Origin of the sequence: Streptomyces sp. WZ.A104 (genome assembly GCF_002382885.1) — a bacterium.
GTDB lineage: Bacteria > Actinomycetota > Actinomycetes > Streptomycetales > Streptomycetaceae > Streptomyces.
The window spans coordinates 70,393-94,720 of record NZ_NWVL01000019.1 but is presented as its reverse complement, the minus strand read 5'-3'; the positions used below and the strand labels follow the sequence as shown (position 1 = coordinate 94,720).

At 73.6% G+C, this 24,328-nt stretch carries 20 protein-coding genes and 1 pseudogene; 7 read left to right on the top strand and 14 right to left on the bottom strand.

The annotated features are described in order from the left end of the window. Window positions 1–121: 121 nt before the first annotated feature. The gene (gene folP, locus CIB93_RS13140; RefSeq protein WP_096626974.1) at window positions 122–994 is read left to right on the top strand and encodes a dihydropteroate synthase; all 873 of its coding nucleotides are present in this window, start codon (window positions 122–124) and stop codon (window positions 992–994) included. A gap of 232 nt (window positions 995–1,226) precedes the next feature. Here the strand turns inward: folP and CIB93_RS13135 are convergent, their stop codons facing one another. Continuing rightward, window positions 1,227–2,012, bottom strand: coding sequence for a TIGR00730 family Rossman fold protein (locus CIB93_RS13135; RefSeq protein WP_096626973.1), 786 nt, complete (start codon window positions 2,010–2,012; stop codon window positions 1,227–1,229). A 111-nt stretch (window positions 2,013–2,123) separates the two neighbouring features. After that, on the bottom strand, window positions 2,124–3,203 hold the full coding sequence (gene dapE, locus CIB93_RS13130; protein ID WP_096626972.1) for a succinyl-diaminopimelate desuccinylase: 1,080 nt from the start codon (window positions 3,201–3,203) through the stop codon (window positions 2,124–2,126). Between the two features lie 61 nt (window positions 3,204–3,264). Here dapE and CIB93_RS13125 point away from each other — a divergent pair, with 61 nt between their 5' ends. Both CIB93_RS13125 and CIB93_RS13120 read left to right on the top strand, forming a co-directional pair. After that, entirely contained in the window at window positions 3,265–4,194 is a 930-nt protein-coding gene (locus CIB93_RS13125) for a hypothetical protein (protein ID WP_179500086.1), read from the top strand. A gap of 290 nt (window positions 4,195–4,484) precedes the next feature. Then, on the top strand, window positions 4,485–4,946 hold the full coding sequence (locus CIB93_RS13120; protein WP_096626970.1) for an ATP-binding protein: 462 nt from the start codon (window positions 4,485–4,487) through the stop codon (window positions 4,944–4,946). Between the two features lie 86 nt (window positions 4,947–5,032). Here the strand turns inward: CIB93_RS13120 and dapC are convergent, their stop codons facing one another. Both dapC and fdxA read right to left on the bottom strand, forming a co-directional pair. Further along, window positions 5,033–6,127 (bottom strand): succinyldiaminopimelate transaminase, encoded by a 1,095-nt coding sequence (gene dapC, locus CIB93_RS13115; RefSeq protein WP_096626969.1) that lies wholly within the window; start codon window positions 6,125–6,127, stop codon window positions 5,033–5,035. Between the two features lie 130 nt (window positions 6,128–6,257). Further along, window positions 6,258–6,578: a ferredoxin gene (gene fdxA / locus CIB93_RS13110; protein ID WP_003966501.1), complete on the bottom strand. Its 321-nt coding sequence runs from the start codon at window positions 6,576–6,578 to the stop codon at window positions 6,258–6,260. A 117-nt stretch (window positions 6,579–6,695) separates the two neighbouring features. Here fdxA and CIB93_RS13105 point away from each other — a divergent pair, with 117 nt between their 5' ends. The 3 genes from CIB93_RS13105 (at window position 6,696) to CIB93_RS13095 (ending at window position 9,471) form a co-directional block, all read left to right on the top strand. Further along, the gene (locus tag CIB93_RS13105; RefSeq protein WP_096626968.1) at window positions 6,696–7,691 is read left to right on the top strand and encodes a GNAT family N-acetyltransferase; all 996 of its coding nucleotides are present in this window, start codon (window positions 6,696–6,698) and stop codon (window positions 7,689–7,691) included. 68 nt (window positions 7,692–7,759) lie between these two features. Beyond that, complete coding sequence (locus CIB93_RS13100) at window positions 7,760–8,641, top strand: transglutaminase-like domain-containing protein (protein WP_096626967.1); 882 nt, start codon at window positions 7,760–7,762, stop codon at window positions 8,639–8,641. 212 nt (window positions 8,642–8,853) lie between these two features. Next, a complete protein-coding gene (locus CIB93_RS13095; protein ID WP_096626966.1) occupies window positions 8,854–9,471 on the top strand; it encodes a response regulator transcription factor in 618 nt (205 codons plus the stop codon). Here the strand turns inward: CIB93_RS13095 and CIB93_RS13090 are convergent. From CIB93_RS13090 to CIB93_RS13040, 10 genes and pseudogenes are all read right to left on the bottom strand, one after another. Then, a complete protein-coding gene (locus CIB93_RS13090) occupies window positions 9,440–11,290 on the bottom strand; it encodes an ABC transporter ATP-binding protein (protein WP_096626965.1) in 1,851 nt (616 codons plus the stop codon). The genes CIB93_RS13095 and CIB93_RS13090 overlap by 32 nt on opposite strands. Further along, window positions 11,287–13,047: an ABC transporter ATP-binding protein gene (locus CIB93_RS13085; RefSeq protein WP_096626964.1), complete on the bottom strand. Its 1,761-nt coding sequence runs from the start codon at window positions 13,045–13,047 to the stop codon at window positions 11,287–11,289. Before CIB93_RS13085 ends, CIB93_RS13090 begins: the two co-directional genes overlap by 4 nt. Window positions 13,048–13,225: 178 nt before the next feature. Further along, on the bottom strand, window positions 13,226–13,357 hold the full coding sequence (locus tag CIB93_RS13080; RefSeq protein WP_096626963.1) for a SapB/AmfS family lanthipeptide: 132 nt from the start codon (window positions 13,355–13,357) through the stop codon (window positions 13,226–13,228). Window positions 13,358–13,426: 69 nt separating this feature from the next. Then, complete coding sequence (lanKC, locus tag CIB93_RS13075; RefSeq protein ID WP_096626962.1) at window positions 13,427–16,051, bottom strand: class III lanthionine synthetase LanKC; 2,625 nt, start codon at window positions 16,049–16,051, stop codon at window positions 13,427–13,429. Window positions 16,052–16,261: 210 nt separating this feature from the next. Beyond that, a pseudogene (locus CIB93_RS13070) lies at window positions 16,262–16,922 on the bottom strand (ArsR/SmtB family transcription factor); the annotation flags it as partial. A 191-nt stretch (window positions 16,923–17,113) separates the two neighbouring features. After that, window positions 17,114–17,617 (bottom strand): DUF4265 domain-containing protein, encoded by a 504-nt coding sequence (locus CIB93_RS13065; RefSeq protein ID WP_096626961.1) that lies wholly within the window; start codon window positions 17,615–17,617, stop codon window positions 17,114–17,116. A 301-nt stretch (window positions 17,618–17,918) separates the two neighbouring features. Next, window positions 17,919–20,129: a hypothetical protein gene (locus tag CIB93_RS13060; protein WP_179500084.1), complete on the bottom strand. Its 2,211-nt coding sequence runs from the start codon at window positions 20,127–20,129 to the stop codon at window positions 17,919–17,921. Between the two features lie 175 nt (window positions 20,130–20,304). Further along, window positions 20,305–20,838, bottom strand: a complete 534-nt coding sequence (locus tag CIB93_RS13050; protein WP_257002164.1) for a DUF6113 family protein — start codon at window positions 20,836–20,838, stop codon at window positions 20,305–20,307. Further along, a complete protein-coding gene (gene mshB, locus CIB93_RS13045; protein WP_096626958.1) occupies window positions 20,835–21,737 on the bottom strand; it encodes an N-acetyl-1-D-myo-inositol-2-amino-2-deoxy-alpha-D-glucopyranoside deacetylase in 903 nt (300 codons plus the stop codon). Before mshB ends, CIB93_RS13050 begins: the two co-directional genes overlap by 4 nt. A 66-nt stretch (window positions 21,738–21,803) precedes the next feature. Next, the gene (locus CIB93_RS13040) at window positions 21,804–21,998 is read right to left on the bottom strand and encodes a hypothetical protein (protein ID WP_010063247.1); all 195 of its coding nucleotides are present in this window, start codon (window positions 21,996–21,998) and stop codon (window positions 21,804–21,806) included. 177 nt (window positions 21,999–22,175) lie between these two features. Here CIB93_RS13040 and CIB93_RS13035 point away from each other — a divergent pair, with 177 nt between their 5' ends. Further along, window positions 22,176–24,302: a prolyl oligopeptidase family serine peptidase gene (locus CIB93_RS13035; protein ID WP_096626957.1), complete on the top strand. Its 2,127-nt coding sequence runs from the start codon at window positions 22,176–22,178 to the stop codon at window positions 24,300–24,302. The last annotated feature ends 26 nt before the right edge of the window (window positions 24,303–24,328 follow it).

Below are 24,328 nucleotides of genomic sequence, written 5' to 3'. Positions count from 1 at the left end.
CTCCCCGGGGCGGAAACCTCGTCCGGCACCGATCGTGCCACGAGGCACTGACAGCATGCGGCACTGACCGGTCGGGCCGACCGTTAGGGTCGCAGGCGGGCTACTGAGGAGGAGACAGGGGATGCGAAGCGGTGCACTCAGGCTGGGGCGGCGGGAATTCGGTCCGCACGAGCCGGTGATCATGGCGATCGTGAACCGGACCCCGGACTCCTTCTACGACCAGGGCGCCACGTTCCAGGACGAGCCCGCGCTCGCCCGGGTCGAGCAGGCGGTGGCCGAGGGTGCCGCGATCATCGACATCGGCGGGGTGAAGGCGGGTCCCGGCGAGGAGGTGAACGCGGAGGAGGAGGCGCGCCGCACGGTGGGGTTCGTCGCCGAGGTCCGCCGCCGCCACCCGGACGTGGTGATCAGCGTCGACACCTGGCGGCACGAGGTGGGCGAGGCGGTCTGCGAGGCCGGGGCGGACGTGCTGAACGACGCGTGGGGCGGGGTGGACCCGAAGCTCGCGGAGGTCGCGGCGCGGTACGGGGCGGGGCTGGTGTGCACGCACGCGGGCGGCGCGGAGCCGCGGACCCGGCCGCACCGGATCGCGTACGACGATGTGATGGCGGACATCCTGCGGGTGACCGTGGGGCTTGCCGAGCGGGCGGTGGAGCTCGGGGTGCGGCCGGACGGGATCATGATCGACCCGGGTCACGACTTCGGGAAGAACACCCGGCACTCGCTGGAGGCGACGCGGCGGCTCGGGGAGATGGCGGAGACGGGGTGGCCGGTGCTGGTGTCCCTGTCCAACAAGGACTTCGTCGGCGAGACGCTGGACCGGCCGGTGAAGGAGCGGGTCATCGGCACGCTGGCGACGACGGCGGTCTCGGCGTGGCTGGGGGCGCAGGTGTACCGGGTGCATGAGGTGGCGGAGACGCGGCAGGTGCTGGACATGGTGGCGTCGATTGCCGGGCACCGGCCTCCGGCCGTGGCGCGGAGGGGGCTGGCGTAGGGCCTGGCGCCGGGCGCCTGCCCGATGGGCGGGGCCCGGGGCGCTGCCCCTGGGCCCCGCGCCTCAAGCGCCGGAGGGCTGAAAAGATGTCCTCAATCGCCGGACGGGCTTGGTTTCGCCGGAGGGGCTCGGTTCTGCCGGTACAAGCACGGTTCTGCCGAACGCGCTTGGTTCTACCGGACGGGCTCGGTTCTGCCGGACGGGCTCGGTTCTGCCGGGCGGGCTCAGCCGTTCACCGCCCGACCTCCTTCGTCACCAGCATGACCGCCTCCTCCACGTCGTCCGTCACGTGGAAGAGCATCAGGTCCTTGTCCGATGCCTTGCCCTGGGCGACCACCGTGTCGCGGAGCCAGTCGATCAGGCCGCCCCAGTACTCGGTGCCGAAGAGGACGATCGGGAAGCGGGTGACCTTGCCGGTCTGGACGAGGGTCAGCGCCTCGAAGAGCTCGTCCAGAGTGCCGAGGCCGCCGGGGAGGACAACGAAGCCCTGGGCGTACTTCACGAACATCGTCTTGCGGACGAAGAAGTAGCGGAAGTTGACGCCGATGTCGACGTGGGGGTTCAGCCCCGACTCGAAGGGCAGCTCGATGCCGAGGCCGACCGAGACGCCCTTGGCCTCCCGGGCGCCCTTGTTGGCGGCTTCCATCGCGCCCGGGCCGCCGCCGGTGATCACCGCGAAGCCCGCGTCGACCAGGGCCTTCCCGATCGCCACCCCGGCCTCGTAGTCCGGCGACCCGGCGGGCGTGCGGGCCGAGCCGAAGACGCTGATCGCGCTCGGCAGTTCGGCGAGCGCGCCGAAGCCCTCGACGAACTCCGACTGGATGCGCATCACCCGCCAGGGGTCGGTGTGCACCCACTCGGAATCGCCCTCGGAGTCCAGCAGCCGCTGATCGGTCGTGCCGGGCTGGACCTGCTCCCTGCGGCGCAGTACCGGACCCAGCCACTGCTCCTCGGGGGCCACCGCGCCCTCGGGGACCTCCGCACCTTCGGGAATCCGTGCGTCCTCGGCGTTGCCCATGTTCCGCTCCCTCCACCGACCTGCGTCGTGCTGGGTCGTACGTGTCGTGCTGCGTCCGGCCAGCGTAGATCCAGGGAGGTTACGCGCGGGGGAATGCCGTGCGTCCGGCGGTCAGCCGGTCAGCCAGGAGCGGAGGCGGTCCTCGCAGTGGGTGATCTTCTCGACCGCCACGTGCTCGTCGCGCTTGTGGGCGTACATCGGGTCGCCGGGGCCGTAGTTCACCGCGGGGACGCCGAGGGCGCCGAAGCGGGAGACGTCGGTCCAGCCGAACTTGGGCCGCGCGGTGCCGCCGACCGCGGTCATGAACGCCTGGGCGGCGGGGTGGGAGAGTCCGGGCATGGCCGCGCCGGAGTGGTCGTCGATGACGAACTCGGCCACGCCGCAGTCCGCGAAGACCTCGCGGACGTGGGCGATCGCCTCCTCCTCACTGCGGTCGGGGGCGTAGCGGTAGTTGACGACGACGGTGCAGGCGTCCGGGATGACGTTGGTGGCTACGCCGCCCTCGATGCCGACGGCGTTGAGGCCCTCGTGGTATTCGAGGCCGTCGATGACCGGGCGGCGGGGCTCGTACGCGGCGAGGGCCGCCAGGATCGGGGCGGCGGCGTGGACGGCGTTGGAACCCATCCAGCTGCGCGCGGAGTGCGCCCGCTCCCCCGTCGTACGCAGGTGAACCCGGAGCGTGCCCTGGCAGCCGCCCTCGACCTCGCCGTCGGAGGGCTCCAGGAGGACCGCGAAGTCTCCGGCGAGCCAGTCGGGGTGGGCTTCGGCGATGTGGCCGAGGCCGTTGAGGTGGGCGGCGACCTCTTCGTTGTCGTAGAAGATGAAGGTCAGATCGCGGTTGGGCTCGGGGACCGTCGCGGCGATCCGCAGCTGGACGGCCACGCCGGACTTCATGTCGGAGGTCCCGCAGCCCCAGAGGATGCCGTCCGCGTCGAGCCGCGAGGGGACGTTGTCGGCGATCGGCACGGTGTCGATGTGCCCGGCGAGGACGACGCGCTCGGAGCGGCCCAGGTTCGTCCGGGCGACGACGTTGTTGCCGTGCCGGTCGACGGTCAGGTGGGGCAGGGCGCGCAGAGCCGATTCGATCGCGTCGGCGAGGGCCTTCTCCTCCCCGCTGACCGAGGGGAGATCGACGAGCCGGGCGGTGAGCGCGGGTCCGTCCAGAGTGAGGTCAAGCGTGCTGTCGGCCATGGCCCCGACCCTAAGGGACTTGGGTGGAGGCCCCGGCCGGGGCCTCCAGTACCGTGGGCCCGTGCCCAGGACAGCCAGCCCTCGCCGTCGCAGCCGCCTCCTCCGATACGCGGCCGCCTTCGCCGTGCTCGCGGCGCTGGGCGGGTATCTGGCCGTGCAGTACGACTCCTCCGGCTCGAAGAACCAGCCCCGCTGCGTCGTGGAGGCGACGGACGAGGACGGGGGCACCTCGCACAGGTACGAGATGAGCCTCGCCCAGGCCGCGAACGCGGCGACGATCTCGGCGGTCGGCACCACCCGGGGGATGCCGGAGCGGGCGGTCACGATCGCGCTGGCCACCGCGCTCCAGGAGTCCACGCTCCGCAACATCGACTACGGCGACCGGGACTCGGTGGGCCTGTTCCAGCAGCGGCCCTCGCAGGGCTGGGGCACCGTGGAGCAGATCATGGACCCGGTCTACTCGGCCGGGAAGTTCTACGAGCATCTCGCCGAGGTCCCGGGCTATTCGCGCCTCCCGCTGACCGTGGCCGCGCAGCGCGTGCAGCGCAGCGGTTTCCCGCAGGCGTACGCGAAGCACGAGCCGGACGCCGCGCTGCTGGCCGCCGCGCTGACCGGGCGCAAGCCCGCCGTGCTGAACTGCACCCCCTCGACGGCCACCGCGGACGGTCCGGGCGACGCCGCGCAGGTACGGACCGAACTGGTGCGCGCCTTCGGGAAGAAGGTGCTGCCCACCGCGAAGACCGCGGGCGCGTCCGCCTCGGCGACCGTTTCGGTGCCCGTCCCGGCGACGACGGACCGGGCCGGGAGCAAGGCCGCACCGCGCCGCGGGTGGGAGCTGGCGCACTGGGCCGTGGCCCACTCCGAGGCGCTGCGGATCGAGCGGGTGAGCTACGCGGACCGGGTCTGGGACGCCTCTTCGGGCTGGCGGACGGAACGCCCGAAGGGTGAGGAACCGGGCACCGCGGCGGTCGCGATCCGGGTCGCCCAGTAGTACGACCTATCACCCGTACGGGCCTTGAGGGACTTCGCCCCGGACCTCTCCCGCGCACCTTCCGACGATGCGCTCGCCCTGCCGTGATCCCCTTGCGCCGCAAGGGAAGTGACGGTTCGCCGGACCACCGCGGAATGCATTGTTTGCCCGGATTCCTCCGCTGCGGATTATCGGACGCATTACTCAGTCTTTACCTTCGGCCACCGCAACTTTCCCCTCCCCCAAGGCGGTTGTCAGTGCGTCCGATCAACGGACAGACACATTCGTGCACATCCCGTCGAAGGAGCATCATGTCTCTCCCCCTGGCCCGTCGGATCGCTCGTACCGCGCTGCTGATCGCCGCAGGTGCAGCCCCCGTGGTCGGTGCGGCCGGCGCCGCGGGCGCCGCAGAGCTCCCGCAGACCCCGAACCTGGGCGGTCTGACCGCACTGGACGGCGCCGGCCTCGGCAACACCGTGGACAGCGCCGCCCAGCAGGGCACCCAGGCCGCCGGTGACACCGGCGGCCGTCTCGTCGGCACCGCCCTGCCGGCCGCGGGCCAGACCGCGGGCAAGACCGCCAGGGTCGCCGCCCCCGCGGCCCAGGAGACCGCGGGCCAGGCCGCGGGCAACGCGGGCGAGGCCGTCGGCGGTGTGACCGACGCCGCCGGGGGTGGCCTGCCCACCGACGCTCTGGGCGGCGGCCTGCCCACCGACGCCCTCGGCGGCGGCCTGCCCACCGACGGCCTGACGGGCGGTCTGCCGGTCGGCTGATTCACCACTCCGTGAACGCGCGGGAGGGCCTGAGGAGTGCGCACCCCTCAGGCCCTCCCGCGTACGCGTAGGTACGCCCAGGTGCGTCAGGACAGCCGCTTGACCGCCGCCGCCACCCGCTCGTCGGTCGCCGTGAAGGCCACCCGGACGAAGTTCTCGCCCGCCGCCCCGTAGAAGTCCCCGGGCGCCACCAGGATGCCCAGCTCCGCGAGGTACGCCACGGTCTGCCAGCACGGCTCGTCGCGGGTGGCCCACAGGTAGAGGCTCGCCTCGCTGTGCTCGATCCGGAAGCCGTGCGCCTCCAGGGCGGACCGCAGGGCGAGGCGGCGGTCCGCGTAGCGGGCGCGCTGCTCGGACACGTGCACGTCGTCGCCGAGAGCGGCGACGGTGGCGGCCTGGACGGGGGCGGGAGTCATCATCCCGCCGTGCTTGCGGATCAGCAGCAGCTCACCGAGGACGGCCGCGTCGCCCGCGATGAACGCGGCCCGGTATCCGGCGAGGTTGGAGCGCTTGGAGAGGGAGTGGACGGCGACCAGTCCCGTGCAGTCGCCGCCGCAGACGTCCGGGTGGAGCACCGAGACCGGCTCGGCGTCCCAGCCCAGCTCCAGGTAGCACTCGTCGCTGAAGACCAGGACGCCGTGCTCGCGCGCCCAGGCGACGATCCGGGTCAGCTCGCCCTTGGCCAGCACCCGCCCGGTCGGGTTGGAGGGCGAGTTGAGCCAGAGCAGCTTCAGCCCCGCCGGGTCCAGCTCGGTCGGGTCGTCGTAGACGACGGGCTCGGCACCGCAGAGCCGGGCGCCGACCTCGTACGTCGGGTAGGCGAGCCGCGGGTAGGCGACCCGGTCTCCCGCGCCGAGGCCGAGCTGCGTCGGCAGCCAGGCCACCAGCTCCTTGGAGCCGACGACCGGCAGCACGTTCGCGTGGGTCACCCCGACCGCCCCGAGGCGGCGCTCCACCCAGCCGGTGAGCGCGTCACGCAGGGCCTCGGTGCCCCAGACCGTCGGATAGCCGGGGCTGTCCGACGCGGCGACGAGCGCCTGCTGGATCAGCTCGGGCACCGGGTCCACCGGGGTGCCGACGGACAGGTCCACCAGACCGTCGGGGTGGGCCTGCGCCGTCGACTTGTACGGCGCGAGCTTGTCCCAGGGGAATGCCGGGAGGCGGGAGGAGACTGCGGACACAGGGCTCTGCTTTCTCGGGCTGTTCATGTACCGGCGGCTGCGTGCGCGGCGGCGGCCGTACGGGGATACGCCTCGGTCCCGCACGGTGACTGACCGTACGGGACCGGGCTGCGCACGTGGTGCCGCCGTTCTACTGGTTCTGCGGCGGCAGTCCGGCGACGAACGCGTGGTCGCGCTCGATGAGACCGAGCTTGGAAGCACCGCCCGGCGAACCGAGGTCGTCGAAGAACTCGACGTTCGCCTTGTAGTAGTCCTTCCACTCCTCCGGAGTGTCGTCCTCGTAGAAGATGGCCTCGACCGGGCAGACCGGCTCACAGGCTCCGCAGTCGACGCATTCGTCCGGGTGGATGTACAAGGACCGCTGGCCCTCGTAAATGCAGTCGACGGGGCACTCTTCGATGCAGGCCTTGTCCTTCACGTCGACACAAGGCTGCGCGATGACGTAGGTCACGCTGTCGTTCCTCCTCGGTAGGGCGTTGGCTCTCGCGCGGGAGCGCGGCGTCGTCGATGCCCGCCCCTAGTATCTCCGTTCTCGGGCACGATCCGAACAGGAGGGGCGGACAGAGCTGTGGAATTCACCATCGGCGGACGGCTGGAAGTCCGCATCACACCGGCTGACGTGGGCAAACGCGTGTCCGTGCGGCGCCGGACGGACAGCGCCGGCACGGGCCTGGAGTTCACCGACACGATCGGGGTTCTCACATCGTGGAACGGCAGTGTGCTGTCGATCACACGCAAGAGCGGGGAGTCCGTCCACATCGCGGAATCGTCCCTGGTCGCGGGCAAGGTGGTACCCGCCGCACCGGCCCGCCGACGGGGCCCCGCCGCCTCCTTCGAGGAGCTGGCGGACGTCACCGCGCGCGCCTGGCAGCCGGTGGAGAGCGAGGCCCTGGGCGACTGGCGGCTGCGCGCCGCCGGGGGCTTCACCCGGCGCGCCAACTCCGCGCTGCCGCTCGGCGATCCGGGTCTGCCGCTCGGCGAGGCGTTCGGGCGGGTCGGAAGCTGGTACGAGGAACGGGGCCTGCCCGCGTACATCCAGACGGCGACCGGGGCCGAGGGCACGCAGGAGGCGCTGTGCGCGGAGCTGGAGCGGCACGGCTGGCGGGGCGAGGTCTCGGCCGAGGTGCGGATCGCCGCGCTGGCACCGGTCGGCGATCTGGACGCGGACGTCTCGGCGGTGCGGCTGACGCGTGCGCCGGACGCGGCCTGGCTCGCCCGCTACCAGCGCTTCTCGACCCCCGGCCCGCATGTGCTGCGGGTCCTGGGCAGCGGCCCCTCGGTCTGGTTCGCCACGGTCCCGGGCGACGCCGGCGCACCGGACGCGATCGGCCGGTGCGTCGTGGACGGGCGGTGGGCGGGCTTCATGGCCGTCGAGGTCGCCCCGGAGCAACGGCGGCGGGGGCTGGCCACCACGGTGATGACCGCGCTCGCGCGCCGCGCCCTGGACGAGGGCGCCTCGGCGGCCTGGCTCCAGGTGGAGGAGGACAATGAAGGGGCACGGGCGCTGTACGACGGCATGGGCTTCACGGCGCACCACCGCTATCACCACTTCCGGCCCGCGTAGCGGAGACCGGACCCCCTGGCCGGGGTGGGGGAGCCAGCAACAGGGACGAGCAGGGGCATGGGTCGCATATGAGCGCGCAGGATTCCGGTACGGCCGACCGCCGGCGGCAGTTCGCCGATGAGGCCCGGTCCGAGCGGCCGGATCTGGCGCTGCTCTGTCTGCTGGTGGGCGCGGAGGCGGGCCCGGTCGGCCCCGAGGAACCGCGCCCGGTCGACCCGGGGGAGACCTCCTTGGACCCGTACGGGATCGACGCGGCGCAGATCGAACTGGACCGGCTGGCCGGGCTGTTGCCCCACGGTGCCCGCTCCCCCGTCGCCTGGGCCTCGGCACTGGCCGAACTGCTGGGCGAACGGCACGAGTTCGGCGGGTCGCCGGCGGACTACCAGCGGCTGGAGTCCTCGCTCCTCCAGCAGGTGCTGCGACGCCGCCGGGGGCTGCCGATCCTGCTCTCGGTGGTCTGGATCGAGGTCGCCCGGCGGGCCGGTGCCCCGGTGTTCGGGGTGGCTCTGCCCGGCCACTTCGTGGTCGGCTTCGGGGACCCGGCACAGCCGGTGCTCGTCGATCCGTTCACCGGGGGCGCGCCGCTGACCGGCCAGGACGCGGACCTCCTGGTCACCGCGGCGACGGGGGCCCCGCTGGAGCCGTCCATGCTGACGCCCGCCCGGCCGCTGGAGATCGTGCTGCGGATCCTGAACAACATCAGGGCCTGGGCCGCCGCCCGCCCCGAGCGCACGGATGTGGCCCTCTGGGCGGTGGAGCTCTCGCTGCTGCTGCCCTCGCACCCGGCGCGGCTGCGCTACGAGCGGGCCCAGCTCCTGGTCCAGCGCGGGGAGTTCCGGCGCGGGGCGGCGGAGATGGAGGAGTACGCGGAGGTGCTCGACGCCATCGAGCCGACCACGGCCGAGGCGATCCGGCACAAGGCCCAGGCGGCCCGGGCCCTGCTGAACTGAGCCGGTTCCAGCCGTTCCACCACGCCGTGCGCTCCCGCTGTACATCCGAACGCCCCCGTCCGCGCCCATCAGGCACGGGAATCCGCCAATTCGTCGGCGTACCCGAATGCTCATGCGCTCCACTGGAGACCCGTCACTCGACGCGCACACGCCATCGCATTCTGCGATACGCCTGTAGTGCGCGCCAGGAGAGAAATGCCGAGGGCAGCTTGATGACAACCGTTCTGCTCGTCCACACCGTGCCGCTGTGGCGCGCTTCGCTGGCCTCCCTGCTCGGTGCGGGGCAGGGAATAGACGTGACGACGGCTGACCGGGGCGCGATACGTTCGGCACTCGCCGGCACCGGGCCGGAACCAGGACCGGATGTGCTGCTCACCGACCTCGACTGTCCGAACGCGCTGGACGTCCTGGAGGAGGTGAGATCGCTGGCCGAACCGCACGGCAGGGGCTGTCCGCTGGCGGTCCTCACCGGCAGTGACCGGCCGCGGGGGCTGCGCCGGGCCTACGAGGCGGGCGCCCGCGGCTATATCGACAAGTACCGGCCGGTGGACGACCTCTCCGAAGTCATGCACAAACTGGCCGACGGCGGACGGTATATCGACGAGTCACTTGCGTTCAGCCTGTTGCAAGTGGCCGACATGCCCTTATCGCCCAGGGAATTGAGTGTGCTCGCTCTTGCCGAGGGCGGGGAAACCGTCTCCGGTATCGCGCAGCGGCTGCATCTGACCCCCGGCACGGTGCGCAACTACGTCGCCGCCGCCATTCGGAAGTCCGGGGCGCGCAATCGGATCGACGCCATCAGACGGGCGAAGGAGGCGGGGTGGATATGAACCCGTTCCCGTGGGGCCGACTGTCAGGTTCGCCATTGTTGCGGCGGGGCTCCTCGTCCGGTTCCCAGAGCCCTGCCAGGTCCCGGTAGAGGGCCGAGGTCCGCAGCAGTTCCGCGGAGGTCCCGCAGCGGGTGCGGGGGCCGTCCATCACGAGGATCCGGTCGGCGCGGCGGGCCGAGCTGAGCCGGTGGGCGACGACCACAAGGGCGCCCGGCAGCGCGGCGAAGGCTAGCTCGGCGCGGGTCTCGGCGGCCGGGTCCAGGCGGCTGGTCGCCTCGTCGAGCACGATCATGGGCGGGGCCGCCAGATACGCCCGGCCGAGGGCTACCAGCTGGCGCTCCCCCTGGGAGAGCCGGTCCGGTTCCAGGTCCGCGTCGAGTGATCCGAGCCGGGAGAGCAGGCAGTCCAGGCCGAGCGCGTCGATCATGGCGGCCATGGACCGGTCATCCGCGCCCGGGCGGAGGTAGCGGAGGTTGTCGCGCAGCGAGCCGGTGAACACGTAGGCGTGCTGGGGCAGCAGGACGCGTACGGAGGTGGCGTCGGCCCCTCGCACCGGCCGCCCGTGCCACAGCACCGCGCCTCCGGTCGGCGCCTCCACGCCGGCGAGGACCGCGGCGAGCGTCGACTTGCCGCTGCCGCTCGGCCCGACGACGGCCAGGTGCTCGCCGGGGGCGACGGAGAGGGAGAGCCGGTCCAGCACGGGGTGCGCGGCGGGCCCGTACGCGAAGGTGGCGGCGCGGAGTTCGGCCACGGGGGCGTGGCCCTCCGGAAGCGGTCGAGGGGTGTCGGCCTCGTCCTCGGCCGGGGGCGGCGGCGCGTCCGTGAAGCGGTCCAGGACCACCAGCAGGCGGCCGCCGACCGTGGAGAGCATGGTCATCAGCGCCTGGACCGCCGGAGCCAGCGCCTGGGTGAGGTATGTCAGCGCGCCCACCAGTTCGCCGGACGTAAGGCCGTCGCGGAGCAGCCAAGGAGCGCCGACAAGCAGCAGGAGGGGTGGGAAGCGGCCGCAGACCGCGAGCGCCACCACCCGTACACCGGACCAGCGGGCCAGTGAACGGGCCGCGCGGACCTGGTTCTCGGCCAGGTCCCGGGACTCCGCCACCGTGCGGTCGGCGGCCCCGGCGGCGGCGATGTCCCGCAGGTCGCCGGCGACCCGGCCCGCGTGGGCCGCGTACGCCTCGTCGGCGGTGAGGTAGTCGCGCTGGCGGGCGGCCATCGGCAGCAGGGTGGCCAGGAAGAGGGCGGCGCCCAGGATCAGCGGGGGCGCCACGATCAGCAGGAGCCTCGGCTCCAGGGCCAGCAGCCCCGCCACGGCCCCGGCCACCGTGAACACGAACGACCGCAGCGTCAGGACGAGTCCGGCCCAGCCGTCCCGGGCGATCTCACTCTGATGAGTGACCTGGGAGAGGGAGCGGGCGGTGGTGCCGGCGGGGTGCGCGAGCGCGCCGGAGAGCGCCCGGGACACCGCGCGCCGCACGAGTCCGTCGCGTAGCGGCTCCACCAGGTCCGCCAGGCGTCCGAAGACCCCGCGGGTGGCCAGCTGGGCGGGGAGCACGGCCGCGGCGGCGACGGCCAGCCAGAGAAGGCCGGTGAGCGCGCGTCCGGCGAGGAAGCCGTGGTCGAGGGCCCTGGCGACGCCGTACCCGCCGAGGAAGGTCTGGACGAACTCCAGCAGGGACCAGCCAGCCAGTCGCAGGGCGACTCCGGTGCGGGCGCGGAGGAAGGGGCGGGCGTCGTGCGTGACGCGGGTGAGGGCGCCGTCGCGGCGAGCGTTGCCCTGGGCCGGTCGGGGTCGTCGGGGGGGCCGAGGTGCCTTCACCGGGTCTCCGCTGCCTGCATCGCTTCGGAGCGCGGCGGGCTCGCCAGCACCTCCGCCGGCTCCGTACGGAAGACCGCCCGGTACCCCGGATCCGCCCACAGCTCCTCGTGCGGGCCCGTCGCCCGGACGCGGCCGTCCTCCAGCCAGAGGACCCGGTCCGCGCGGGCGGCCGAGGAGAGCCGGTGGGCCACGATCACGCGGGTGCAGCGCCCGGCCCGCTCGTCGAGGGCGCGGCGGACGTGGTGCTCGGTGACGGTGTCGAGGCCGGAGAGAGCGTCGTCCAGGATCAGCAGCCGGCCGGGGTGGGCGAACGCGCGTGCCAGGCCGAGCCGTTGGCGTTCGCCGCCGGAGAGCGGGGCGTCGGAGAGCGGGGTGGCGTAGCCGTACGGGAGGAGCCCGACGAACCCGTCGGCGCGGGCGGCCCGGGCGGCGGCCCGTACCGCCTCGGGGTCCGCGGTCCACGGCCCGAGGGCGATCGTGTCCTCGACCGTGGTGCCGGGCAGGGCGGGGCGCGCGAAGGCGTAGGCGACCTCGGGGCGCAGGAGGGCGGGGTCCATGGCGGTGAGCGGGACGCCGTCGAGGAGCACGGTCCCGGTGTCCGGGTCCAGGAGCCGTCCGGCGACCGCCGCGAACACCGACTTGCCCGAGCCCGAGCGGCCGACGACGGCCAGCGACGTGCCGCCGGGGACGCTCAGGTGTACGCCGGTGAGCAGCGGCTGCCCGTCCTGGACGACACCGACGTCCCGGAGTTCGAGGTGGCCCGGGCCGCCGGGGAGCGGGCCCAGCCCCTCGTGCGGCAGCGGGTCCAGAGTGAGGAGCGGGTCCAGGGTGCGGGCGGCGGCCCGGCTGCGGGCGAGAGCGCCGAGGGCTCCGGTGAGGGCGCCGATGCCGACGGCGAGAGCCGCGTACCGGGAGGCGGCGACCAGGTCGCCGACGCCGATCGCGCCCGCGCCCAGGCGGAGTCCGCCGACCGCGAGGACCAGCAGCATGAGGAGGGGCAGCAGGAGGGCGCTCTGGCCGGCGGCCCGCCCGTACACGGTCCAGGTGCGGCGGCCGTGGTCGGCCAGGGCGCCGAGCGGTTCGAGGATGCGGCGGTACTCGCGGGCCCCGGTGCGGGCGGCGCGGATGGTGTCGGCGCCGTCGAGGGCCTCGGTGAGGCGGTGGGCGATGACGGACTGAGCACGCTGGTAGTCGGCCCCGGCGTCGGCGGTGCGGCGGGTGAAGGTGTGCAGGAGGGCGACGAGGAGGGGTGCGCCGAGGAGGAAGGCGGCCGCCGTCCAGGGGTCGATGAGGAAGAGGCCGGTGACCGCGCCGAGGGGCAGCAGGACGCCCGCGACGGCTCCGGCGGCGGTGACGGGCGCGGCCGCCGCGTCGGCGGTGCGGGCGGTGAGCCGGGCGGTGAGGTCGCCGGTCGGTACGGCGAGGGCGTCGCGCGGTTCGGCGGCCAGGACCCGGGCGGTGGTGCGGGTGCGCAGGTGGGCGGTGAGCCGGGCCGTGGTGCTGGTGCCGAGCACGGCCGCGCCCGCGTCGAACCCGGTCTCGGCGAGGGTCAGTGCGGCACAGAGCAGCAGCCCGGACCAGGGCACGGGCCCGCCGTCGATGAGCCCGTCGACCGTGTGGCCGAGGGCGGCGGGCAGGGCGAGGGCGGCGAGCGCGCCGCCGGTGGAGCAGAGGAACAGGGCCAGCAGGGCGGCGGGGTGGCGGCGGGCGAGCAGCCGGGGGCCGGACGCGGTCGCGGGGCGGGGTATCAGCCGCACGTATTCCTGCCTTCCGGCTCGCGGCGGTCGGTCGGCGCGTGGTCTCTCTTTCCGGACCCGCGTCGGTCGCGTACGGACGTGAGGACGCCGCCGGTCCCGGGCGGACGAACCGCACGGGACCGGCGGACGGGCCGCCCGGTCCGCCGCTACGTTCACCGGCGGAGCGGGCGGCGAGGCGTCACGGGGTGCAGAGGGTCACGCTCAGCGAGCTGTACTCGCAGACCAGGAGCGAGACCTGGCTGCCCGTCGCGAGCTCACCGAAGGAGTCCTCGGCCGGGGTCTCCATCGCCTGAAGGTCAAGAAGCGCCATGATGGTGTTTCCTTTCTGGGACGGCAACCGGAATCCGTTGCTCCGGCTGGGTGTTGAGCGGTGGTGTTGCTACGACCCCTGAAGGAGCCGGTCCGTGGGGCCGCTCGCGCGGCCGGGGTGGGCCGCCTGTGGAGCGGCGGCGAGGAAGGGAAGCGTGGCGGGCGGGCCCGGTGCGGTGTCCAGCGCACTGCCCAGGGCGAGCAGGCAGCCGGCGGTCCCGGTGGCCAGGTCCATCGACATCCTCATCAACTGTTCGCCGGCGAAGGCGATTCCGCCCTCGTACGCGAGCGCCTGACCGGCCAGGAGGCGGGTGTGGAGGCGGATCGCCCGCTGCCGGGTCTCCTCGTCGCACAGGGGCGTGGCCGCCAGGTGCAGGAGGAGTCCGGCCGAGCCGCGCAGCAGTCCGGGCTGGATGTAGAAGGCGGAGAGGGCGGCCGGGACCAAGGCTCGGCCCGCGGCCTCCAGCTCCGGGTCGGGGCGGTGGGCCAGGTAGGCGTCGATGACGGCCGCGATGCCGGCGCTGCCCGCTCCGAGGTAGGGCATCAGCCGCTTGCCCTCGACGACGAGGAGTTCGCCGTCGTCGCCAGCCCGGCACCGGTCCAGGTCGCGCCGCAGCGCGGCGGCCGCCAGGTCGAGGAGGGCGGTGTCCCCGGTGGTCCCGTACCGGCGGACCAGCAGCAGGGCGACCCCGCTCGCACCGTGCAGGAGTCCGGTCCGGGGTGAAGGCGGACCGTCGGCCAGGGCGCGTACGGCGAGGGCGGTGCAGCGGCCGGCAGCGGCCGCGAGCGCCGGGCCTTCGGCGGCGGAGGCGGTACGGGCCAGGTCGTCGAGGGCGAGGCCGATACCGGCGTACCCGCTGTGCAGGCCCGGCGTCAGGCCTTCCAGGGGCTGATCCAGGACGATCCGGATGAGGTCGGACGCCTCGGCGGTGCGGCCGATCCGGTTCAGGGTCCAGGCGATGCCGGTGAGACCGTCGTAGAAGCCGAGGGGGGAGCCGGAGGCCGGGTCCTTGGCCTGCCGCAGCAGCCATTCCTCGGCCGGCTCGACGCGCGGGGCGCCGGTCTCGTGCAGGGCGTAGAGCACTCCGGCCGCCCCGTACGCGAAGGACTGGCCGCCGGTCGCCGTGGCGAACTGGGCGATGTCGCCCGGGAAACACCGGTCCTCGCGGTCGGGCGTACAGGAGGCCGCGATGGCGCGGGCCATCGCGGCGCGGCTCTCGGGCCAGTCACCGGGGGCCGGGGGCAGCGCGGCAGCCGGTTCCGTACCCCGCTGGATCTCCTCCACCGCCGGCCGCAGGCTCTCCTCCGCCACCGGGAATACACATGCGATCTCGCGGGCGAGACCGGCGGCCTTCGTGCGGTCGACGCCGAAGAGCGTGGTGAGCGGCAGATACAGGGCGAGCCGCAGACAGGCCAGCGCGTACCGGTCGATCTCGGTGCCACGCCGGTCGGGCGGGGCCACGAAAGCCGGGTTGGCCACGATCTGGCGGCGCCGGTCACCGGCCGGGGAGGCGGCCTCGAAGTCCAGGAGGAAGATCCTGGAGGTCTCCTCGTCGACCATGACGTTGCTCATGTGCAGGTCGCTGATGACGATGCCTCGGGCGTGCACGGCCTCGACGGCGCGCTCGACCTTCCCGTACACCTCCTCGGCCCACGCCGCGTGTTCGGCGAGCAGCTCCGGGCCCGGGTTCTGCCGGGCGAGCGGGAAGCGGCGGGCGAAGACGGTGTTGAGGGTGGTGCCCGGCAGGTACTGGAGGACGAGGAAGTGGTGGCCACCGACCTCGAACGCGTCGTGCACGGCCGGTGCGCAGTCCAGTCCGGCCAGTTGCTCCAGCGCGGTCCGCTCCCGCTCCAGCCGGGCGACGGCGTCCGCCCCGTCGGCGGCGAGCCCGGCGTAGGGGCGGGCCTCCTTCAGGACGACCTGCTCGCCGGTGCGGGTGTCGCGGCCGAGGTAGACGCCGCCGCCGTTGGAGAAGTGGAGCGCCTTCTCGACGGTGTACGGCACATCGCCGAGGCCGACGGCGGCGCGGGCTTCGAGGTGCGGGCGCAGGAAGTCGGGCGGCGTCACCCAGGCGGGTACCCGGAAGGCAGGGCCCCGGTCGTCGGGGACCAGGCGGCCCTGCGGGTCGGCGACGGCGGGCACGGGCCGCCCGTCGGGGCCCGTACAGAAGCGGGCGGCGAACGACCCGTACCGGGTGTGCACCGGACCGTTCCCGCACCGCAGATCGCTGAGGATGTACGGGCCGTGCTCACCCTCCAGCAGCTTCATCAGCGCGGCGCACACCTCGGGGAACGTGTCCTCGGAGTGCGGGTAGACGGTGATGAACTTGCCGCTCCCCGCCCGGTCCGCGTACTTGGCGTTCCGCAGGTTCAACAGGCCGGGCGACGGTACGCACTTGAAGGGCAGCCGGTGGGCCAGACAGTGTCCGGCGACCCGCTCCAGCACGGATGCGGCGTTGTCGGCGGCGGCCGATACGTGGATCTTCCAGCCCTGGGCCGGCAGCCGGAGCCCGTCCGGGCTGAAGGAGAGCCAGTCGCCGCGCCGGGAACGGGTCCACCCCTGGGGTGCCGCGCCCCGGACCGGAGCGTAGAACGAGCGGTCCTCGTCCCCCTCTCCGAGGGATTCGAGGGAACGGTGGGGGGCGTCGTAGAAGCGGCGGTCCGCCTGGCAGTACGCGGCGTACTCCGGATTCACGACATTCCCCTCGCTCGGTCGTTGCTGACGAGAGAGAAATTGTCACAACGATGAGCATCGCCAATAGTCACCGATGTCACGACTCATACATGCGCACGATTCATGCGGACCGCATCGTCTTCCGGTGACTTCCCAGCTGCGGACGGGGGCGCGCGCGGGGCGCGTTCAGCCGCCCGCACGCACCAGCCCGTCCCCCGCCGACGTACGGAACTAGAGCACGGACCGTCCTGCCCGGCGGCGGCGCACCAGCCCGGCGTCCAGCAGGACCCGCAGGTGGCGCCCGACGGACCCCAGCCCCTGCCCGGTCAGCGCGGTGAGCTGGGTCGTGGACAGCGGCGAGGCCAGCAGGACGAGAACTCCCGCCCGCGCGGGGCCGATCAGCGCTCCGAGCGCCTGCGGGACGGGGGTACGCCCGGTGTCGGCGAGGGCGCCCTCGCACGGGTAGACGACGCCGTAGCGGTGCGGGATGTCCCAGCAGACCCAGCCCACGTCGGCGGTGACGGGCGTGAACACCATTTGCGCCCCGTCCAGTTCACGCGGCGGGTTGTCGTACGCGTTGGTCTGGAGCCGGCTCTTCCCCAGCCAGCGCATCCCGGGCCGCATCCCGTCGATCGCCCGCGCCCAGCCGCCCCGGCTCAACTGGGCGGCCCTGGCGATCACGTCGGCCTCCAGAACCCGGCGCCGGGCGGGCCACTCCGGCAGCACCGCGTGTGTCCACACCCACTCCAGGACGTCGGCGCTGCGGGGGGGCCAGGCCGTCCCGGTCCAGTGGGGCGGGCAGCGGTCCGCGCAGGGTCGCGGCGAGATCGGCGCGGGCCTTCTCCGGCGGTGTCGCCCGGACCCGCTCCAGCTCCTGGGCGAAGGTGCCCGGCGGCCGTCGCCGCCGAGCGGTCCGCCCCCGTCCTCACCCGCCGCGGTGCGCAGCCCCGGCGCCAGCGCCAGGGTCACCGCCACCGAGAGCGCCGCGACCGCCGCCACACCCGTCGCGGGGGGGGGAAAGATCACCGTACGGGCACGTCCCTTCCCCGCCACCCGTACGAAAGGATCACGCGGCCGGAGGTGTCACGCCGCCCGCCACGCGTCCGTGACGCACGAGACCTCGAAGTGCCACCAGCCCTCGTCCCGGCCCCGGGCGAGCAGCGCCTTGACCCCCCGCAGGTCCGCCCCGCCCGGCACGGTCAGCGCGACCAGCGGGAACTCGGCGCTGAACACCTCACCCCGCAGCCCGAACCCCGCGAGCCGCTCGTGCACAGCGCGTGCGTCCCGCCCGAGCGGACCCTCCGGCACGGGGAGCACCCGTACGGTGCAGTTGCCCGAGTCCACCACCCGGCCCATGGCCCAGTGCACGCCGTGCTCGTCCGTCCGGAACCGTACGGTCTCGCCCTCGGCGACCCCGTCCTGGAGGAAGGGCACATTGTCCACCCGTGCGGTGTCCGGACCCAGCCGTGTCGCCCACAACCCCTCCGTGTCGTACGGCAACCAGCCCTCGCGAGGCGCGAAGCGGAACCAGATCTTGATCTGGTCGGTTTCACGGGGCGGGCGTTCCGGTCCGGCAGGGGAACTCATGGCCCCATCGTCCCCCGTACGCCCCGCCCCCGCCTGTCCGGGCCCGCCCGGCGACCGGCCGGAACCGCACCCGCGAGCAGGCAGGACATCAGGTTCTGAGGCCGGGGGCGCCCCGGCCTCACCAGAACCGTCAATTCCCCGGCACACGAAACCAGTTGTCAGATTCACCAGCGCCCCATGAGGCTCCTCGCGCACACCTCTTGACGTGTACAGCCGATCTGGACAAGCGCACGCCGCCCCCGCCCGGAGCGGTCCGGGCGGGGGCGGCCGATGGTGCCCTCGGCGGCGTACCCGTAGGACGTCAGCCCTGGCCCGTCAGGTCGATGGTGACCGTGCGCTCGGCCGGGGTCTTCCCGGTCAGGGCCGTCTTCATGGCCTGGGCCACGTCGTCCGCGCCGACCTGGCGCTCCTTGCCGTCGGCCTTGACCGCCATGATGCCGTCGAAGACGCCCTCCAGGAGGGTGTCGATCGCCTTCTTGTCGTAGACGTCGACCAGCCGCCCCTCGACGGGCTTCATCGAGAGGATCTGCGGCAGGCTCCTGGCCGGGCCGAACTGGATCTGCTTGGGTCCGGCCTTGATCGTGATCAGGCCGGACATCGCGGGCTCCGCGAACTCCTTCATCGCCCGGTTCAGTTCGGCCTGGGTGATGGTGGGTTCGCTGGTGGTGACGGGCAGTTCGACCAGCTTGGCCTGCCCGGTCTGCACCTGGGCGCGGAAGGCGTCACGGACCGAGATCAGCGACTGGCCGACGTCCAGCGTCTTGCCCGGCTTGCCCGGCACCGCCACGGCCCTGTTCGGCTCGAAGCGGATCGTGGCGTCGGCGCCGGACCCGGAGGCGCCCGCCAGGTCGGACAGGGCCACGCCCAGCTTCTCCTCGTCGACCGGGATCACCGGGGCGGCGGGGCGCTCCCCGCCGAACAGCGAACCGATCACCGAGACCGGGTTGTAGTCGCTGCCCGCCGCGCCGCGCACGGTCTCCTGGCTGTCCAGGGTGAGACCGGCCTTTGCGGGGTCGAGCTTCTCCTCCTTGCCGTCCACCGACAGCTGGAGCGGCGTCCGGGCCCGCTCGCCGAGTGCGGCTTCGAGCTTGGTGACCGCCTCCTCCTTGGTGCCGCCGCCGATGTCGACTCCGAGCACCGTGGTGCCCTTGGGGACCTCGGAGTGGTTCAGCAGGAGGCCCGCCCCGTAGGCGATCCCGAGCAGCACGACCGCGGCCACACCGAGAAGGACCAGCTTCGAGCGGCCCTTCTTCGCGGGGGCGGGAGCGGGGGCGGGGGCGGACTGCGTCGCCGGACGGGGTGCGGCGGGCCCGGGTGCGGGGACACCGGGTCCCCCCGGCCCGCCGGGCCCGCCCGCCGCCGGGCCGCCGAGGCCGTCCGGCCGGTCCGGGAACGGCGAGCGGGGCTCGCTGGGTACGACCGGGATGCCGCTGGTCAGCGTGTCGCCCGAGACATGGCCGCCGGGGCCGGGCTCGGGCGCCGGGGCCTGCGGCGTGAGGATCGCGGTGTCGTCGGACATCCGGGGCGGTACGCCGCCGGAATGGCCCGGGACCATCGGGCCTGGGCCGCCGAGGCCCGGGATGCCGCTGAGGTTCGGGGTCAGCGATGAGGTGCCGGTGACCGGGCCCGTGGTGGGGCCGGACGGGCCGGGCGTCCGCACACCGAGGTCGGGGGTGGACAGCGGACCGCCGCCGGGGGGCTCCGCGCCGTACCCGTCGAGCGCGCTGCGGTGGGGTGCGCCGGGGGCACCCGGGCCGCCGCCGGGCTGCGGGGCGTCCGAGAAATACGGCAGGTCGGGGCGCGAGGGGCCCGGGCCGCCGCCGGGACCGGACGTGCCGGGCCCGCCAGGACCGCCCGCATCCGGACCGGAGCCGAGGCCACCCGCTCCCGGGCCACCCGGGCCGGAACCGCCCTGACCGCCCGAAGCGCCCCCCGTGGCGGAAGAGGCGTCACCGCCAGTGCCGGGGCCCTGCGTGGCCACGCCCTGCGGCGGGGTCGGGGCCTTGCGCGGGGCGAACCAGTCGCTGCCGCCCTTCTCCCGGGCCGGCTTCTCCGCGGGCGCCGGGTCGGCCGTCGCGCCGCCGTCCCGGGACCGGTCGGCCGTCGCGCCGCCGCCCGGAGTGGACGGGCCGTACGAACGGTCCGCACCGCCCGCGCGGTCCGCCGGTGCGGGTGCCGCCGACGACGTGCCGGGGCGCGGTGTGCTGCCGGTGCGCTCCGCGTCGGGGCCGCCCGTGGCGATGTCGCTCTCGGCCATCGGCGTACGCATCACGACCGGTGGGATGGGGCGCGACCCGGGGATGTTGATCCGGATGCGCGTCGTCAGCGTCGTCTCGGTCTTCGGTTCCTCGGGCCGGGGCGGATCCACGGATTCCGGGGTGTCGTCCGAGCCGTCCTGCGACGGGTGCAGCGACGGATACTGGCGGGATCCGTACGGCGGCGTACCCGATGGGTACGCGGCCCCACCGCGCCCCTGGGGCCCGGACGACGAACTGTCAGTTTCACGACTCAAAGCAGGTTCTCCCGATTGGCTCCGCCGCCCGTACTTCCCCCATGCCGCAGGCCAGGGGACGGCTCGGCGCGCGCACCACCATACTGGCCGCCGCCGTCGGACACTCCGCGACCGGGGGAAACCTCCACCCGTGCATCACACCTGTGGGGGTTGCCCCGGTCCCGGACTTGGCACTTCAGATGCCGGACCGGGCGTTGCGGGTGGCTGATTGCGGCACTTTTGACGTGGTGGCGCACATCACAGCGACGGCGGTGCCGCCGAGCATGAAGAGCACCAGGCCGAGTTCGTCGCCGAAGACGTAGTCGCCCTCCGGCCGCCCGCTCAGCAGAAGGAACACCGTGATGAACCAGCCGACCGCGGGCGCGAGTGCGCCGATCTGGGTGCCGGTCAGGATACGGCCGCCGTAGAAGAGGCCCCCGGAGCCCGCCAGCGCGATGATCAACCCGGCCGGGAACCAGGCGGCTTGGACGAGCGTTCCGGCGAGCGCGACGAGGACGCCGAGCACGGCCAGGCCGAAGTAGCCCGCGATCCGGGCCGGGTTCGGCCGGGCGGTGAACGCGGAAGGCTCGGGGGCCCTCGGCGCCGCGCTGGTCCGCGGGGCACGGGAGGCGCCTGCCCGATCGCGTCCCTTGCCCGGGTTGCCGCCCGTTCCGCCACCCTTGCCGGGGTTCGCGCCCTTGCCGCCGCCGTTACCCGGGTTGCCGCTCATGCCGTGCCCCCCGCGGCGTCCGGCAGGCCCGCGAACAGGTCGCTCTCGCGGGCGCCCGGGGGCGCCCCCGGGACTCCCCGCACCAGCTGGTACCACTCGGTCGTCAGCAGGGGCTGACCCAGGTCGTTGGAGAGGGCGAAGAAGAGGCCGTCCACCACGATCTGGGTGGCATGGGCGCGCATCGCCGCCGACTTCGCCCCGGCGTACGCCGATCCGTCGATCTCCGCGGTGATCTCGTCGCCCGCGACCACTCCCGGGACGTCGTCCACGGCCGCGATGCCCGGGAAGGCGTCCGGCGCCGTGGTGCGCAGCCGGTCGAAGGCGGCCTCGACCACGGGGCGCTCCACCCGGTTCCAGTAGATCTTCGCGACGGTGTGCGGGGCGCCGGTGCCGTGCGCCGGGTCGGCGGCCAGGTCGGCGGCGCGCATCGCGACCCGGTGGGCCTGGATGTGGTCGGGGTGGCCGTAGCCGCCGTCGGGGTCGTAGGTGACCAGGACCTGGGGGCGGATCTCGCGGATCACCTCGACGAGGTGGGCGGCCGCCTCGTCCACGGGGGTGGACCAGAAGGAGCCGGGGCGGCCGTTCTGCTCGGCGCCCATCATTCCGGAGTCCCGGTAGCGGCCCGCGCCGCCGAGGAAGCGGTGGTCGGTGACGCCGAGCTCCTTCATCGCCGCGGCCAGCTCGCCGACCCGGTGGGGGCCGAGGACGTCGTCCCGGTCGGCGGCGAGGCGGGCGAGGGCGGGCGGGATGACCTCGCCCTCCTCGCCGAGCGTGCACGTGACCAGGGTGACGTGGGCACCCTCGGCCGCATACCTGGCCATGGTGGCGCCGTTGTTGATCGACTCGTCGTCCGGGTGCGCGTGCACCAGCAGCAGACGGCGGGCGGGAAGGTCCTTCATGGGGACCACCCTACGAGCCCGGAGACCCCCCGTGCCCCCGCGCCCGTACTCCGTGCACTGCCCGGGTCAGAACTTGATGCTGCTGATCATCCCCGCCACGTTGGTCGTCAGGTCGGAGATGGTCGGCGCGATGGACGAGCTCGCGATGTAGAACCCGAGCAGCATGCAGACCACCGCGTGCCCCCCCTTGAGCCCGGATTTCCGGATCAGCAGGAAGACGATGATCGCCAGCAGCACTACCGCCGAAATCGAGAGCGCCACGGCGGTTCACCTCCATCAGTACGGTCGGGACGGGCGGCACACGCGGAGCCAGCGGGTTCATACCCACCGAGCGCTACGGATCATAACTATCCGTGCCAACGCATTGATCGGGGCATTGCAGCACGAGGGGCGCACGAACCGCGCCACGCGGCCGAGTTCGGAGCTAAGTTCGGAGCCATGACCTCGCAGAAGCTGTCCTTTCCCCGCCAGCACGCACGGACCCAGCGGTTCACTCTCGGCGCACCTCGCGCCTTCACCGTCTCACCGGACGAGACACGCGTGATCTTCCTGCGGTCCGCCTCCGGCACCGACCGGACCACCCGCCTCTGGGTGCTCGACCCGGCGACCGGTGAGGAGCGGATCGCCGCCGATCCCGAAGTCCTGCTGGGCGGTTCGACGGAGAAGCTGTCGCCGCAGGAGCGGGCCCGGCGCGAGCGGACCCGGGAGGGTTCGGCGGGCATCGTCTCCTACGCGGTCGACCGGGCTGCGGAGTTGGCGGCCTTCGCCCTGTCCGGAAAGGTGTACGTGGCCGAGCTGCGGGCCGGGACCGCGCGGGCGCTGCCGGTGCCGGGGCCGGTGATCGACCCGCGCCCCTCGCCCGACGGGCGGCACATCGCGTACGTGGCGAAGGGCGCGCTGCGGGTCGTCGGGGCGCAGGGCGAAGGCGACCGGGCACTGGCCGATCCGGAGGACTCCCACGTCACCTACGGTCTGGCGGAGTTCGTCGCAGCCGAGGAGATGCACCGCTACCGGGGCTTCTGGTGGTCGCCGGAGTCGGACCGGCTGCTGGTGGCGCGGGCCGACGACAGCCCCGTACAGCGGTGGTGGATCGCCGATCCGGCGCACCCGGAGCGCAAGCCCGCGGAGGTCGCCTATCCGGCGGCGGGGACGCCCAATGCCGAGGTGCGGCTCTTCGTCATGGACCTGGAGGGGGCCCGCAGGGAAGTGGTCTGGGACCGGGCCGCGTTCCCGTACCTGGCCCAGGTGCACTGGTCCTCCGCGGGTGCTCCGCTGCTGCTGGTGCAGACCCGCGACCAGCGCGCTCAGCGATATCTGGCGGTGGACCCGGAGACCGGCGCGACCCGGATCGTGCATGTGGACGAGGACCCGGTGTGGCTGGATCTCTTCCCCGGGGTACCCGCGTGGGCACCGGACGGGCGGCTGGTACGGATCGCGGACGAGGGCGGTGCGCGGGTGCTCGCGGTGGGCGACCGGCCGCTGACCGGCTCCCAGCTGCATGTCCAGTCGGTGCTGGACATCGGGGAGTCCGACATCCTGGTCTCGGCGGTGGCCGGTGAGGACGCGGTCGAGCCGGAGGTCGGGCAGATCCATGTGTACCGGGTCAACGAGCTGGGAATCGAGCGGATTTCCGAAGGGGTGGGTGTGCACTCCGCCGTCCGCTCGGGCGGTCTGACCGTGATGGTCTCGGCCGTCCCCGAGGAGCCAGGAGCCGCCGCGTGGGTGCTGCGGGACGGCAAGCGGCTGGCCCGGATCGCGAGCTTCGCCCAGGAGCCGGTTCTCTCCGCCGTCGTGACGCTCACCGAGGGGGGCGCACGGCGGATTCCGTGCGCCGTGCTACTTCCCACGGGCTACCGGGAATCGGATGGTCCGCTTCCGGTCCTGATGGATCCGTACGGCGGTCCGCACGGCCGCCGGGTGGTCGCCGCCCACAACGCGCACCTGACCTCGCAGTGGTTCGCGGACCAGGGCTTCGCGGTGGTCGTCGCGGACGGGCGGGGCGCGCCGGGCCGCTCGCCCGCCTGGGAGAAAGCGGTGCGGGACGACTTCACCCTCACCCTGGACGACCAGATCGAGGCGCTCCGGGCGCTCGCCGAGCGGTTCCCGCTCGATCTGTCCCGGGTCGCCATCCGGGGCTGGTCGTACGGGGGCTACCTCTCCGGCCTCGCGGTGCTGCGCCGCCCCGACGTCTTCCACGCGGCCGTGGTGGGCGCTCCGGTGACGGACTGGCGGCTGTACGACACCCACTACACCGAGCGCTATCTCGGAGACCCGTCGAAGCAGCCCGAGGTGTACGCGTCCAATGCGCTGGTCACCGACGAGGGGCTGTCCGAGCCCGCCGAGCAGCTCCGCCCGATGATGATCGTCCACGGGCTCGCCGACGACAACGTGGTCGTCGCGCACGCCCTGCGGCTGTCCTCGGCGCTGCTGTCGGCCGGGCGGCCGCACGAGGTGCTGCCGCTGAGCGGGGTGACGCACATGACGCCGCAGGAGCAGGTCGCGGAGAACCTGCTCCTGCTTCAGGTGGACTTCCTCAAGCGCTCGCTGGGGCTGACCGGAAGCTGAGGCCTCGGCACCCCGCCCGCCTCTCC